Genomic DNA, 14558 nt, shown 5'->3' with positions numbered 1-14558 from the left:
ATTAGGATTAAACTGTGATTAACGATATTCAAAAAGATGCGCAAGAGCGCATGCAAAAGAGTGTAGCAGCACTGGGCAGCCAGTTATCTAAGATTCGTACTGGTCGTGCTCATCCTGCATTGCTAGATGGTATTATGGTGTCGTATTATGGCTCGCCAACACCGTTAAACCAAGTTGCTAACGTAACAATTGAAGATTCACGTACACTGGCTATTGGTGTATTTGATAAGTCACTTGCGCAAGCGGTAGAAAAAGCAATAATGGCATCTGACTTAGGTTTAAACCCTATGTCAGCAGGTTCAGTTATTCGTGTACCATTGCCAGCATTGACTGAGGAACGTCGTAAAAACTTAATTAAAATTGTTCGTGGTGAAGTTGAAGGCGGTCGTGTTGCAGTACGTAACATTCGTCGTGACGCGAATGGCGATTTTAAAAACTTATTGAAAGATAAAGATATTTCTGAAGATGAAGCGCGTCAAGCTGAAGAAGCAATTCAAAAGATGACCGATAAATTCATTAAAGAAATGGATACTCAATTAGCAGCTAAAGAAGCTGAGTTGATGGAAATCTAAGAAACTAATACGCTGCACTTGGGGTAATAGATTGAACCTATTGCAAGTAAATTCAACGCAGTTAGCGTTAAAAATAGCCACTTGAAATAGATTTATTATCCCGAGTACAGGTTAAATTTATTAGTTTTGAAACGCCGGCTGGGGTATACTAGGCGGCGTTTTTTTATGGAATACTCAATATTTATGGTTCTAGATGCTGACACAATTTCACAGCAATGTTTACCTAAACATGTAGCTATCATCATGGATGGTAACGGGCGTTGGGCGCAAGCCAGAAATAGACCGCGTGTGTTTGGGCATAAAAAAGGTGTGGACGCAGTTCGTCAATCTGTACAGTTTTGTACTAAATTAGGGATACAATCGTTAACCTTATTTGCTTTTAGTAGTGAGAACTGGCGTCGACCTGAAGACGAAGTAAAAACGTTAATGGAGCTTTTTTTATTTGTACTTAGTAAAGAAGTTAAAAAGCTGCATAAAAACAATGTAAAACTGACCATTATTGGAGACTTATCGCGGTTTTCTGAAAGCTTACGCAGTAAAGTAGATACTGCTCAAAAGCTTACAGCAAATAATACCGGGCTGCATTTAAATGTTGCTGCAAATTACGGTGGACGTTGGGATATGGCTAATGCTGCTAAACAACTTGCAGAGCAAGTTGCACAGGGGCAATTAGACCCAGCCGATATTACAGAAGAGCGTATAGCACAGTACATGAGTATGGCAGATCAGGCCGAGCCTGATTTACTAATTCGTACTGGTGGCGATGTCAGAATTAGTAACTTTTTACTCTGGCAAGCAGCTTACGCTGAACTTTACTTTACCGACACACTGTGGCCTGATTTTAATGAAGCAGCATTTGCTGAGGCCATAGCGTGTTACGTTGCCAGAGAGCGACGATTTGGTTGTACGGGCGAACAAATAAAACAATTACTCGCTCAAACCTAAATAGAATAAGGGTCATAATTTTGTTAAAACAACGCATTCTAACCTCACTCGTGCTAGCACCATTAGCGCTTGCTTTGGTTTTTTACACCCCACTGACATTATTTAGTTATTTTGCGGGTGCAATTGTATTAATGGGCGCATGGGAATGGTCTGCTTTTATGGGGCTGTGCAATAAACTTAAGCGCAGCGCTTTTGTACTTTTAGTTGCCGCTTTGCTAGCGTTACTAAACCTGCACTGGCCAATCGAATCACTTTGGCAAGATGGAAAATTAGTTGGTGATGCAAATTACTTATTTACGCTGTCGTTTGCATGGTGGATTGTTGCTAGTTATTTAGTATGGCGCTACCCAGAAATGGCTAAAGCATGGAACGAAGGCATAGTAATGCGCGGTATTGCCGGATTACTAACGTTAGTGCCTTTATGGTTAGCCCTAAATACGCTGCGCAGTGCGCAATATACCGAATCTAGTCATTTTGGCTCTATGCTTATTTTAGTGGTTTTAGGAATCGTATGGAGCGCCGATATTGGTGCCTACTTTACAGGTAAAAGCTTTGGTAAGCGTAAGCTCATGCCAAAAGTAAGCCCAAATAAAACTATTGAAGGTTTAGCCGGCGGCGTTGTCGCTGCAGTTATATTTGTGCTTACATTTTGTCATTTTACCGACGTAGATTTAATTGTATGGCCAATTTACGCCATTATGACTGTGTTTATTGCCTTGTTTTCAGCGGTGGGTGATTTGCTTGAAAGCATGTTTAAACGCGAAGCAGGACTTAAAGACAGCGGTAATTGCTTGCCAGGACATGGCGGGATTTTAGATCGTATTGATAGCCTAACCGCAGCCGCACCTATGTTTGTAATGTGTTATGCGTGGACTTTGAGTTTATGAGTGAAAAGCAGCAACTGGTAATTCTAGGGGCTACAGGCTCTATTGGCCTTAATACCTTAGATGTTGTGGCAAGAAATACTCAGCAGTTTAGTGTTTTTGCATTAGCTGCTGGGAAAAATGCTAAAAAAATGGCTGAGCTATGTATTGCGCATCAGCCACGCTATGGCGTTATGGCAACACAAAGCGCTGCTAAGCAATTGTCGTTATATTTAAGTAATACGCCATGTAAAACGCGGATAATGCATGGTGAGCAGGCTATGAGCGAGCTGTGTGGGCATCCAGAGGTTGATGCTGTCATGTCGGCAATTGTCGGCGCTGCAGGGTTATTGCCGACGTTAAGCGCAGTAGAAGCCGGAAAAAAAGTACTGCTCGCCAATAAAGAATCTTTGGTAATGTCGGGTCAGTTGTTTATTGATAAAGTAAAACAACACAAAGCGACATTGCTACCAATAGACAGTGAACATAACGCTATTTTTCAATGTTTACCGTATTCTCTACAAAATGCGCAAGGCGATCAACACCTGCAATCTCATGGCGTAAGTAAAATATTACTTACCGGATCAGGCGGCCCATTTTTAACCCGTGATATAAATACCCTTAAAGATGTAACCATAGCAGAAGCCGTGGCGCACCCTAATTGGTCTATGGGACAAAAAATATCGGTAGATTCAGCCACCATGATGAACAAAGGGCTTGAGTTTATTGAAGCTAAATGGCTGTTTAACTGCGACCCGAGTGATATTGATGTGGTTATTCATCCACAGAGTATAATTCATTCTATGGTGCAATATCACGACGGCTCAATTTTAGCGCAAATGGGTAACCCTGATATGCGTACCCCAATTGCCCATGCATTAGCTTACCCTGAGCGCATAAATGCAGGGGTTAAGCCGTTAAACTTTTCAGATATTAGTGACTTTTCGTTCACTAAACCAGACTTTTCTCGTTACCCTAATTTACAACTAGCGATTGATGCGTGTAGCGCAGGGCAAGGCGCAACAACGACAGTGAATGCCGCAAACGAGATCGCGGTAAGTGCATTTTTAAATGGTGAAATTGGTTTTACCGATATATACACAATAAATGCACAGACTCTCGAAGCGGCCACGTACACCAATGTGCAAAGCTTAGATGAAATTTTAGAGTGCGATAGATTAGCGCGTTTAAGCGCATCGCAGTTTATAACAAAAGTGACGCATTAATATGTTCGATTTTTTTTGGAATCTCGGCTCATTTATTTTAGCGCTGGGCATTTTAGTTACAGTACATGAATACGGCCACTTTTGGGTGGCGCGTAAAGCCGGCGTTAAAGTGCTGCGCTTTTCTATCGGCTTTGGTAAACCATTGCTAAAATGGCGTGATAAATACGATACCGAGTACGTTATAGCAGCCATACCTTTGGGTGGTTATGTAAAAATGCTCGATGAGCGGGTTGATGAAGTACCTGCAAATCAGCGTCATTTATCGTTTAATGCTAAGTCGGTACAAGCGCGTATAGCGATTGTTGCTGCGGGGCCCGTTGCTAATTTTATATTTGCTATATTTGCACTTGCCGTTATGTATATGGTGGGTGTGCAATCAGTAAAACCTGTTGTTGGCAGTGTGGTTGAAGGCAGTCGTGCAGCGCAAGCGGGATTAATGCCGAGCCAACAAATTACTAAAATTGGTGATGATGAAATTACCACCTGGCAAGACGCAACCTTTGCGCTTATGTCGAGTTTAGGTGATAAAAGCGTTGCAGTAACTGTACGTAACGAAAACTATCAGCAGCAAACAAAAATGCTCAATTTAGACGGCTGGAAACTTGATCAGCAAGACGTGCCACCATTGAGCTCTCTAGGCATAGTACCATTTAGGCCACAAGCAACACTTAGTATTGCTGCGGTTACTAAAAGCTCTGCTGCAGAGCTGGCAGGGTTAAAAATAAATGATACTATTGTGGCTGTAAATGGCGAAACAATAAGCAATTGGCAGCAATTAGTTAATCTTATTACCCAATCGGCTAACAAATCATTACAATTTAGTGTAAAAAGACAGGACACTATAAAAATAATATCGGTAATACCTCAAGCTAGGGTTAACGCTCAGGGCATAGAGCAAGGCTTTTTAGGGGTTGCACCAATAGTAGAAAAATGGCCGCAAGGTTATATAGAAACTAGACATTATGGCCCGCTCGATAGTATTGTGCGAGGTAGTAAAGAAACGTGGCGATTAATTACCCTTAGCTTTGATATGATAGGTAATTTAATTACAGGCCAGATTTCGGTTAAAAATTTAAGTGGCCCAGTAGGCATTGCCGTAGGCGCGGGGACTAGCGTAAGCTACGGTTTCGTTGCGTTTTTAAGCTTTTTAGCACTGATCAGTGTTAACTTGGGTGTATTTAATTTATTGCCCTTGCCAGTGCTTGATGGCGGACACTTAATGTATTACATAATTGAACTTTTTCGTAAAAAGCCAGTCTCTGAAAAGACACAAGAGTTTGGTTTTAAAGTGGGTGCGTTACTACTCATTTTTTTAACATGTTTCGCTTTGTTCAATGATGTATCGCGTTTGTCGTTTTAACGTGACAATGACTAATTAGAACCACGATTGTACAGCTCGTAAATTTACTTTTCGATGCTAAGCGGTAATACAGTTGTAAAGGATAAATATAATAAAATGGCTATAAAAAAACATTTGGTAGTTTCAAGTTTATTGGGTGCAAGCTTTGCAGCCCTAGGCCAAAACTCCTTTATTGTTGAAGATCTCAAAGTTGAGGGTTTACAGCGTGTAGCACTGGGTGCTGCATTAACGCATATTCCTATTAACGTGGGCGATAATGTTGATGAGTACACGATTTCAAAAACAATCAAGTCTCTCTACCGCTCAGGTCACTTTGACAATATAAAAGCGCTACGCGACGGTAATAACGTTGTTTTTAAAGTAACTGAACGCCCAACAATTAGCTTTATTGAGTTTGATGGCAATAAAGATATTAAAGATGAGCAGCTTAATCAGTCACTTGATCAGCAAAATATTCGCCAAGGCGAGCCACTAGATAAAACCGTTATTGATAATATAGAAAAAGGCTTAACTGAATTTTTCCACAGTATTGGTAAATACAACGCTAAAGTTGATATTAGTATCACTAAACTGCCGCGTAACCGGGTTAAACTTAAATTAAAATTTGATGAAGGTGATGCTGCATCAATTCGTCAAATTAACTTGGTAGGTAATGAACTTTTTTCTAATGAAGAGCTATTACAACTGGCTGAGTCGCAACAAGACTTACCTTGGTGGCAGTTTATGGGCAGCGACCGCTACCAAAAACAAACCATTGAAGGCGATTTAGAAAAAATTCGTAGCTTTTATTTAGACCGTGGTTACCTACGTTTTAACATAGACTCTACCCAAGTGTCGGTTAGCCCAGAGCGTGAGTCTGTATACGTTACTGCTAACTTAACTGAAGGGGTTAAATATAAAGTTAAAGGTTTTGACTTTATTGGTGACTTACTTGGTCGCGAAGACTTAATTAAAAGTGTTATTCCACTACGAGCGGGTGAGTTATATAACGGCTCAGTGGTTACCTCTTCAGAAGAATTTATAAAAAGCTACTTAGCGCGTTTTGGTTATGCCAATGCTGAAGTACGCACAATTCCGCAAATTGATGACGAAAATCAAGAAGTACAACTAACCTTATCGGTTAACCCTGGTAAGCGTGTTTATGTGCGCCGGATTATTGTTGGTGGTAACCAAAGTACTGCAGATGAAGTGCTACGCCGCGAAATGACACAGCTTGAAGGCGCATGGTTATCTAACCAAAGCTTAGAGCGTTCAAAATTACAAATTCAGCGTTTACCTTATATGGAAAAAGTTGATTTTAACGTTGTGCCAGTCCCAGGTGTTGATGACCAAGTAGATGTTGATTTTACTGTAAAAGAGCAGTCGGCTGGTAGCTTTAATGCCGGCTTAGCGTACGGCTCATACCTAGGTTTACAGTTTAATATTGGTGTAACAGAATCTAACTTTTTAGGTACTGGTAATCAAATAGGCTTTAATATTAATACCTCGCGTGGTTCTGAGCGTGTGAGCGTGTCTTATACCGACCCATACTTCACGCCAGATGGCGTATCGCAAGGTAGCAGTATTTTTTACAGTAACTACGATGCAAGTAAGTTTAGTTTGATCGACTATAAGTCGAAAAGCTATGGATTGGGGACTAATATAGGCTTCCCAATTGATGCGGTTAACCGCATTAACTTTGGTGTTCGTTGGATTCAAGAAGAGCTTTCAGATATTGCAGAGTACGAGCAAACGCGTGTACTGCGTGAAACCTTCTTAGACCAAGACAACCCAGATGCTGGTTTTGACTTTACTAAATATGAGTTAAGTGCTGGCTGGTCTCGCGTTACGGTAAACCGTGGTTTATTCCCAACAGCGGGCTCACGTCAAACGCTAAACTTAACAGCAACAACGCCGAATTCTGACTTGAAATACTTTAAGTTAAACTATGATTCGCGTTTTTACTGGCCAATATCGAACGACCATCGCTGGGTGTTCTCAACCCGTGCGGCGTTAGGTTACGGTAATGGTTATGGTTCAACTAACGGCTACGACCAAGTACTGCCATTCCAAGAATACTTCCGTATTACTGAAATGGAACTACGTGGTTTTGACCGAAATACAATTTTACCACGCGCAATTGCACGTATACCGCAATCAATTCCGGGTACACCTTTACCAGATGGCTCAACCACAGGTAATATAGGCGGCTCATCTGAATTTGATGTGCTAGTACCACAAGGTCGAATTGGTGGTAATGCTAAAGCGGTAGCAGGTATGGAATTAATTGTACCTACACCGTTTTTAGATGAAGAAAATACCAGTTCAGTACGTACCAGTTTCTTTGTTGATGCTGCTAACGTATGGGATACCGAGTTTAACGTAGACCGTTACCAAAATTTAGCAGCCGATGAGCGAGCTAAATTAGATGATTACTCTGATCCAATGCGTTTTAGGGTTTCAACCGGTTTATCATTACAGTGGATCTCTCCAATGGGTCCAATGCTGATTAGTTTTGCGTATCCATTGCAAAAAGAAGAAGATGACGATACGAAGACCATCAGTTTTAATATTAGTAACAGCTTTTAAAGGAGTTTTTTGTGAATAAATTATTTAAATCAACGGCAGTAGCTGTTTTAGCAACACTTATGATGGGCACCTCGGTAAGTGCATTTGCACATAAAGTAGGTATTGTAGACATGCAAGAAATCTACAAGCAAATACCACAAATGGCTAAAATTGAGCAATCTCTACAAACTGAGTTTGCAGAGCGCCGTCAAGAGTTAGAAAAGTTACAAGGCGATATTCGCTTTGAAGCTGAAAAATTCAAGCGTGAAAGTACCACTATGAGCCAAGCGCAAAAAGATAAACTGCGTGACAAAATTCAGGGTATGCAAAAAAACCTTGCTGAAGTAGGTCGTCCTCTTGAGCAAGAAATTAAAGCACGCCAAAACCAAGAGCTTGCAAAAGTGCAGGGTTTAATTATCAAAACAATTGAAGACATTGCTAAAGATGGCGACTTTGATGAAGTTAAAGTTAAAGATACAACTATTTACTTTAACCCTAAAAAAGTAACTGATCTTTCTAATAAAGTAGTTGCTGCAGTGAGTAAGAAATAATTAAGTTATGCAAAATTATACGCTTTCGCAAATAGCGGAACTTCTAAGCGCCGAGCTGCAAGGTGATGGCGCTTTAGAAATAACAAAAATAGCAACACTTGCACATGCCCGCTCAGGGCATATTGCATTTTTAGCGAATAAGAAATATCGCTCGCAACTTGAAGCGACTCAAGCCAGTGCTGTCATTGTTAGTGAAGCAGATGCTCCTTACTTTAACGGCAATAAACTAATAGTTTCAAATCCGTATGTAAGTTACGCCAAGCTTGCGCAATTAATGGATACGACGCCACGCTCTGCCGCAACAGGCATTCATCCAAGCGCGGTTGTTCACCCAAATGCGACAGTAAGTAAAAGTGCCGCTATTGGCGCTAATACGGTAATTGAAAGCAATGCGATAATTAACGATAACGTACAAATTGGTCCGAACAGTTTTATTGGTGAAGGTGTTAAAATAGGCTCAGGCACTAAGCTTTGGTCGAATGTAACTATTTATCATAATGTTGAAATTGGCTCAGATTGTTTGTTGCAAGCCAATAGCGTTATAGGTAGTGATGGTTTTGGTTATGCTAATGAGCGTGGGCAATGGATTAAAATTCCTCAGCTTGGCTCTGTTATTATTGGTGATAAAGTTGAAATTGGCGCAAGTACTACAATTGATCGTGGTGCACTTGACGATACTATTATCCATAGTAATGTAATTATTGATAACCAATGCCAAATAGCACATAACGTTGAAGTTAACTCAGGCACAGCTATTGCTGGTTGTACTGTACTTGCTGGTAGCGTCACCATAGGTAAAAACTGCCAAATTGGCGGCATGACAGCAATTAATGGTCACATGAGCGTCTGTGATGGTGTTATAATTACGGGTATGAGTATGGTGACAAAATCAATCACCGAGCCAGGTATCTATTCATCTGGTATACCTCATACTACAAACAAAGAATGGCGTAAATCAATCGCTCACTTGCGTAACCTTTCTGAAATGAAAAGCCGTATTAAAGCACTTGAGCAATTAAATAAGCCATAAACGTTGAACACTAATGAGGATGCTATTTTGGCAAACGAATTAAATAGCCTTGATATTCAAGAAATTTTAAGTTTATTACCGCATCGCTACCCGATGTTATTAGTTGATAGAGTAATTGACTTTACACCTGGCAAATCTTTGCATGCTATTAAAAATGTGACTATAAACGAACCCATTTTTACCGGGCATTTCCCAAATCAGCCAATTTTTCCGGGTGTATTAATATTAGAAGCCATGGCTCAAGCAACTGGGTTACTTGGCTTTAAAACGGTTGAAAACCGTAGCGAAAATGAATTGTATTTGTTTGCAGCTGTAGATAATGCACGTTTTAAAAAACCAGTACTTCCTGGTGATACTATGCATTTACATGTTGAGTTTTTAAAAGAACGTCGTAATTTATGGAAGTTTGCAGCAGAAGCAAAAGTCGATGGCAAGCTAGTATGTAGCGCCGAAATTATGTGTGCGAGAAGAGAGTTTTAATTGTGATTCATCCAACGGCAATAATCGAACCAGGCGCGACACTAGGCAGCAATGTTTCAGTGGGACCATATAGTTATATTGGCAATGATGTTGTCATTGGTGATAACTGTATTATTGAGTCTCATGTTGTAGTTAAAGGCCCATCAACTATCGGTTCTGGAAATCATATTTTTCAGTTTGCGTCGGTTGGTGAAGCATGCCAAGACAAAAAGTACAACAACGAACCAACATCGCTCACTATTGGTGACAATAATATTATTCGCGAATGCGTTACAATTCACCGTGGCACAATTCAAGATCAGGGCGTAACCATTATAGGTAGTAATAACCTGTTTATGGCCTATACCCATGTTGCTCACGATGCAGTGATTGGCGATAATGTTATATTTGCTAATAACGCCAGTGTAGCAGGGCATGTACATATTGGTGACTGGGTTATTCTTGCGGGCAACTCAGGTATACATCAGTTTTGTAAGGTAGGCGCACATGCATTTGTAGGCATGTATTCAGCTATTAATAAAGATGTACCACCATTTGTTACCACTATAGGTATACCTGCAGGTCCAGTTGCAATTAATACTGAGGGCATGAAACGCCGTGGTTTTCAAAGCGATGAGATAATGGCTGTACGCCGTGCTTATAAAGTATTTTATCGTAAAAGCCTAGGTGTAGATGAAGCAATTGAGTCACTTAGCGAAGATGCGCAAAAGTATCCAGCAGTACAGTTAATGATAGATTTTGTTAAAAGCTCAGAGCGCGGTATCGTACGATAAACGCCTTTTAGCTTATATAAAAAACCACCTAAGAGTAATCGATGGTGGTTTTTTATTGCTTATTATTTATAATTATTAGTGAGTAATTCAGGATCAGCTCAGGCAAGTAGCTGTAGGCTAGTTGCTAATTATATCAATTACATAAGCTATTAAATGATACTTAAAAAACTCACTGTTACTTTTATTGCTATTATCCTTGCAGGTTGTAGTAGTCAACCACTTGTAAAATCAAGCTCAGGGGAGCTGACACAGCTTGGCAAAGCATCATTTTATGCCGATAAATACCAAGGAAGAACCACCGCAAATGGCGAACGCTTTGATCAGCAAGCAGCAACGGCAGCGCATCTTAAGCTGGCCTTTGGTACTAAAGTGAAAGTAACAAACCTAGCAAATAATAAGTCGGTAATAGTGAGAATTAACGACCGAGGTCCTTATATACGCGGGCGTATTATAGATTTATCGAGCAGTATGTTTAAAAAGATAGCCGACCCTAAAGTCGGCGTTATTGATGTACAAGTTACCGTAATAGATAAAGCGAATTAAAAACGGATAGTAAGTGACGTGTAAGCAGGATCGCTAAGTAATTGCTGATGGGTGCCTTGTGCTATTACGCGCCCATCCTCTAACCAAATAATATTATCCATATGTTCAAGCAGGGCTGGATCATGGGTAATAGTAAGTACACTGGCGTTACTCATAACTTGCATAATGGCATGCATTACACTTTGTTTAGATTGATTATCTAGCCCTTCTGTTGGCTCATCAAGCACTAAAATAGCGGGGTTTTGCAATAAAGCCTGCGCAATCGCAATCCGCCTCGACTGACCTTGTGACACATTACGCCCACCGGTACCTAAGCGGGTATTTAATCCCGATTTTAACTCAGTAAACCACGGGCTAAGTTGTGCATGCGCTAGTGCATCTAGCATTTGCGCTTTAGTTGCATTAGGCGCTGCATAGCATAGGTTTTCTTTTAAAGTGCCATCAAAAATATGATGCTGTTGAGCCAAAATATTAATTAACCTTGCTCGATTATCATTACTTAATAAATGCAAATCAACGCAGTTGCCTTGCTCACTCAAGGTAATATTGCCTTGTTGCAGTGGCCATAAACCGGTGAGTAAGTTAACTAAGGTGGTTTTACCGCTGCCGCTTCTACCAACAATGGCCACTTTTTGCTGCGGCTTTAGCTCAAAACTCACGTCATTTAATGCTGGGTGTTTATCGTAACAATAACTAATGTTCTTAAGTGTTAGTGAGGGATTTTGCAAAGCCAAATTATTATTTATAGCGGCATCATATTGCGTATTAGCATTTACGGCTTTATCTTCAAGCGTAAATAAACGTTCAGCTGCTTTTAACACATTTGGTAATTCAATAAACGCATTTGGCAGGAGTAACACACTCTCAAAGCTGGCGAGCACAAATAGGCTTAGCATTGCCAGCTCAACATTAACCATGGCATTACTGTAAACCAGGGGCGCTATGGTCACAATACTTGCGATCATGGCCAGTTGTACAACTAATAAGCTTAAACCATCGGTATTAGCCAGCGCCTTGTGGCGAATAAACAGTTGCTGATTATACTGCTCGCTTAAATCATCGCACTTAGCAATTTGCTGCTCCCGAGCTTGGTAAATACTTAGTTCTCTAAGGCCGGATAAAGTGTCGGAAAGCTCAGAGCGCAGCTGTGCACTTAACTGTGTTTCTTTGTGGCTGTTTTTATTTAATTTAGCGCTAAGAAAAGCGGGTAAAACGACGCCAATCAGAACAATGCCAGTAAAACAAATAAGTGCGACATCGGCGTTGTATGCCGACATAAACAGCATAATAATAGGCACGCTTAATAGCGCAACTAACATAGGTAATAATACGTTTAAGTAAAACTTATCTAGCGCGTCTACATCGTTTTGGAGCCGATTAACTAAATCGGCGCTGCGGCTCATTGCTAAGTCAACATTATTGAGTTTACTGAGGGTAGAGAACACACTAACGCGAATTTCACTTAGCATTAAAAACGTAGCATTGTGAGTTACTAAGCGTTCCCCATACCGTGATGCGGTGCGTACAATCGCTAAAAAGCGAATAGTACCTGCTGGAGTAAAGTAATTCATTTGTGTACCGGCAATACCGGCTGCCGCCATTGAGGCTAAAAACCAGCCCGATATAGCCAGTAACCCCACATTAGCAAGTACTGTAATTGTGGCTAAAAAGGTACCCAACAACATAGCTTTGTAGTGAGGACGGCACAGTTTTAGTAAGCGAATAAAATTATGCATGAACTGCTCCTTGCTGTGCTGTTTGCAGTAAAGTGGCAAACTCACCATCTTCAGCCGCTAAGCTATTAAAGCAACCTTGCTGAGCTATTTTGCCATTGTGCATTACAATAAGTTGCTCAGCATTTTTGACTGTATTGAGCCGATGGGCAATAACTAGCACTAAATTATTTTTTGCATAATCAGCTATAGCATGTTGAATAACTTGTTCGGTTTCGCTATCAAGGTGCGCAGTAGGTTCGTCAAGTACCAATATAGGTGCTTGTTTTATAAAAGCACGCGCAAGGGCAATGCGTTGCTTTTGACCACCAGAAAGTCCCTCACCTTGCTCGCCAATTAAAGTATTAAAACCATCAGGCAGTGCCTTTATAAAGCCCAAAGCGCCTGCTTGCTTTGCTGCATGCTCAAGCTCAAGCTCTTGTTGCGTTGCATTAGGCTTTGCTAATTTAATATTGGCAGCAATAGTGTCGTAAAATAACGTGGCTGATTGCGGTATCCACGCAATGTGGCTTTGTAATTGCCCAATATGTGCAGTACTTAAAATTTGCTGATTAATACTTATATGCTTAATGACCTCGGGGTGAAACCCCAATAAACAATCAAACAGGGTACTTTTACCCGAGCCACTGGCACCAACAACGGCAATTAACCCTTTGTTGGGTAGAGATAAGTTTATATTTTTTATTCCTTCGTCACTATTTGGGTAGGTAAAGCTAAGGTTATTAACTGTAATTGAGCTAATAGTAGCGCTAATTTTGTCAGTAGTGTGTTCGCTTTGTTGCTCAGGCAATGGGGCATTTAAAATTATTAGCATGTCGGCGGCGGCACTTATACCTTGCAAGCGCGCATGATAGTGGCTGCCTAATTGACGCAGCGGCAAATAAAATTCAGGCGCTAACAGTAAAACCACAAAACCAGTGGCAAAATCAAGTGTGCCAAAAAACAATCTAAAACCAATAATAACCGCTACTAATGCCACACTAATGGTTGCCAAAAATTCCAATGCAAATGATGATAAAAAAGCAATTTTTAATACGCTAAGTGTTGCGTGTCTAAAGTCATCAGATATTTTAGCAATTTGTTTTAGCTCTAAGCGAGTGGCGTTAAATAGTTTAAGTTGGGTAAGCCCTTGTACGCGATCAAAAAAGTAATTTCCTAATACCGCCAGTTGTTGCCAACGTTGTTGATTAAGCGCTTCGGCTTTTGAGCCAACTAAAATCATAAAAAAAGGAATAAGGGGCGCAGTTAATAAAAATATTAGCCCAGCTTTGTAATCTGTCGGAAAAATAACGATTAATATAGCCAGCGGAATAAGCGCACTGTAGGCAACGCCAGGTAGGTACTTAGCATAATAATCGTGTAGCGCTTCTACACCATTGTGCAATGTATTGAGGGTAGCACCTTGGCCATGTTGCTCTACATAGCTTGGCCCAAGCAGGCTGAGCTTATTAAGTAGGGTTTGGCGCATTGCCGACTTTATTTTAAGTGCAGCATAAGCGCTAAAGCGTTCACTTAGTGTTAAAAATACCGCGCGCAGTAAAATAATACCGGCCAAAGGCCATAATAAGTAGGTGATTTCAGCCAAACTATACTGTTCAAAAATTACATTATGAATAGCTTGAGCAAGTAAATAAGCACCTGCAATCATGAGTAATGCGTTAACAGTACCCAGTGCAATGCTTAGCTTTAATAGCATTGCAGCGGGTTTACTTTGACGCTTTAAAAAAGCGCGCAAAGACTGCTGTTGCGCGCGATCAGGGCGGGTGTTAGTCGTCATTTTTAGTTGTGTTAGTCTCTTTTAATAAATCATGCATTACTTGCTCGTCATCAGCAATACTGTCTTTATTTTGCTGAAACTCATACCACATTACATTTATTACACCTAAGGTACAGGCTAAAAGTACACCTAAAATCCAAGCGAAATACCACATAGTT

The 14558-nt window shown here is 40.6% G+C and carries 14 protein-coding genes; 11 read left to right on the top strand and 3 right to left on the bottom strand.

The window, feature by feature from the left end:
- Window positions 1–14 precede the first annotated feature (14 nt).
- The 11 genes from frr to J5X91_RS11540 all read left to right on the top strand — a co-directional run bounded on the left by frr (window position 15) and on the right by J5X91_RS11540 (window position 10890).
- On the top strand, window positions 15–572 hold the full coding sequence (gene frr / locus J5X91_RS11590) for a ribosome recycling factor (RefSeq protein ID WP_041454498.1): 558 nt from the start codon (window positions 15–17) through the stop codon (window positions 570–572).
- 165 nt (window positions 573–737) lie between these two features.
- Window positions 738–1517, top strand: coding sequence for an isoprenyl transferase (locus J5X91_RS11585; RefSeq protein WP_011328690.1), 780 nt, complete (start codon window positions 738–740; stop codon window positions 1515–1517).
- 20 nt (window positions 1518–1537) lie between these two features.
- A complete protein-coding gene (locus J5X91_RS11580; RefSeq protein WP_011328689.1) occupies window positions 1538–2404 on the top strand; it encodes a phosphatidate cytidylyltransferase in 867 nt (288 codons plus the stop codon).
- Window positions 2401–3606: a 1-deoxy-D-xylulose-5-phosphate reductoisomerase gene (ispC, locus tag J5X91_RS11575; RefSeq protein ID WP_208834903.1), complete on the top strand. Its 1206-nt coding sequence runs from the start codon at window positions 2401–2403 to the stop codon at window positions 3604–3606. Before J5X91_RS11580 ends, ispC begins: the two co-directional genes overlap by 4 nt.
- Before the next feature lies 1 nt (window position 3607).
- Window positions 3608–4966, top strand: coding sequence for a sigma E protease regulator RseP (gene rseP / locus J5X91_RS11570; protein ID WP_192531577.1), 1359 nt, complete (start codon window positions 3608–3610; stop codon window positions 4964–4966).
- 96 nt (window positions 4967–5062) lie between these two features.
- Complete coding sequence (gene bamA, locus J5X91_RS11565; protein WP_011328686.1) at window positions 5063–7534, top strand: outer membrane protein assembly factor BamA; 2472 nt, start codon at window positions 5063–5065, stop codon at window positions 7532–7534.
- Between the two features lie 11 nt (window positions 7535–7545).
- Window positions 7546–8064: an OmpH family outer membrane protein gene (locus J5X91_RS11560; protein ID WP_041454497.1), complete on the top strand. Its 519-nt coding sequence runs from the start codon at window positions 7546–7548 to the stop codon at window positions 8062–8064.
- 7 nt (window positions 8065–8071) lie between these two features.
- On the top strand, window positions 8072–9094 hold the full coding sequence (gene lpxD / locus J5X91_RS11555; protein WP_086995295.1) for a UDP-3-O-(3-hydroxymyristoyl)glucosamine N-acyltransferase: 1023 nt from the start codon (window positions 8072–8074) through the stop codon (window positions 9092–9094).
- 27 nt (window positions 9095–9121) lie between these two features.
- Entirely contained in the window at window positions 9122–9574 is a 453-nt protein-coding gene (fabZ, locus tag J5X91_RS11550; RefSeq protein WP_011328683.1) for a 3-hydroxyacyl-ACP dehydratase FabZ, read from the top strand.
- Between the two features lie 2 nt (window positions 9575–9576).
- Window positions 9577–10347, top strand: a complete 771-nt coding sequence (lpxA, locus tag J5X91_RS11545) for an acyl-ACP--UDP-N-acetylglucosamine O-acyltransferase (protein WP_011328682.1) — start codon at window positions 9577–9579, stop codon at window positions 10345–10347.
- A gap of 153 nt (window positions 10348–10500) precedes the next feature.
- On the top strand, window positions 10501–10890 hold the full coding sequence (locus J5X91_RS11540; RefSeq protein WP_089368555.1) for a septal ring lytic transglycosylase RlpA family protein: 390 nt from the start codon (window positions 10501–10503) through the stop codon (window positions 10888–10890).
- Here J5X91_RS11540 and cydC read toward each other — a convergent pair.
- From cydC to cydX, 3 genes are read right to left on the bottom strand one after another with little or no spacing between them, the layout of a single operon-like run.
- Window positions 10887–12626 (bottom strand): thiol reductant ABC exporter subunit CydC, encoded by a 1740-nt coding sequence (cydC, locus tag J5X91_RS11535; RefSeq protein ID WP_192531573.1) that lies wholly within the window; start codon window positions 12624–12626, stop codon window positions 10887–10889. The genes J5X91_RS11540 and cydC overlap by 4 nt on opposite strands.
- Window positions 12619–14400 (bottom strand): thiol reductant ABC exporter subunit CydD, encoded by a 1782-nt coding sequence (gene cydD / locus J5X91_RS11530; RefSeq protein WP_208834902.1) that lies wholly within the window; start codon window positions 14398–14400, stop codon window positions 12619–12621. Before cydD ends, cydC begins: the two co-directional genes overlap by 8 nt.
- Complete coding sequence (gene cydX, locus J5X91_RS11525; protein WP_011328678.1) at window positions 14390–14554, bottom strand: cytochrome bd-I oxidase subunit CydX; 165 nt, start codon at window positions 14552–14554, stop codon at window positions 14390–14392. Before cydX ends, cydD begins: the two co-directional genes overlap by 11 nt.
- Window positions 14555–14558 lie beyond the last annotated feature (4 nt).

Origin of the sequence: Pseudoalteromonas sp. K222D (assembly GCF_017653575.1) — a bacterium.
Lineage (GTDB): Bacteria > Pseudomonadota > Gammaproteobacteria > Enterobacterales > Alteromonadaceae > Pseudoalteromonas > Pseudoalteromonas nigrifaciens.
This window is presented reverse-complemented; position numbering and strand designations above follow the sequence as displayed.

Coding starts and splice junctions, on each gene's coding strand:
- cydD (WP_208834902.1), bottom strand. CDS start 14,400: ATGACGACTAACACCCGCCCTGATCGCGCGCAACAGCAGTCTTTGCGC.
- J5X91_RS11540 (WP_089368555.1), top strand. CDS start 10,501: ATGATACTTAAAAAACTCACTGTTACTTTTATTGCTATTATCCTTGCA.
- bamA (WP_011328686.1), top strand. CDS start 5,063: ATGGCTATAAAAAAACATTTGGTAGTTTCAAGTTTATTGGGTGCAAGC.
- rseP (WP_192531577.1), top strand. CDS start 3,608: ATGTTCGATTTTTTTTGGAATCTCGGCTCATTTATTTTAGCGCTGGGC.
- ispC (WP_208834903.1), top strand. CDS start 2,401: ATGAGTGAAAAGCAGCAACTGGTAATTCTAGGGGCTACAGGCTCTATT.
- cydX (WP_011328678.1), bottom strand. CDS start 14,554: ATGTGGTATTTCGCTTGGATTTTAGGTGTACTTTTAGCCTGTACCTTA.
- lpxD (WP_086995295.1), top strand. CDS start 8,072: ATGCAAAATTATACGCTTTCGCAAATAGCGGAACTTCTAAGCGCCGAG.
- cydC (WP_192531573.1), bottom strand. CDS start 12,626: ATGCATAATTTTATTCGCTTACTAAAACTGTGCCGTCCTCACTACAAA.
- J5X91_RS11585 (WP_011328690.1), top strand. CDS start 738: ATGGAATACTCAATATTTATGGTTCTAGATGCTGACACAATTTCACAG.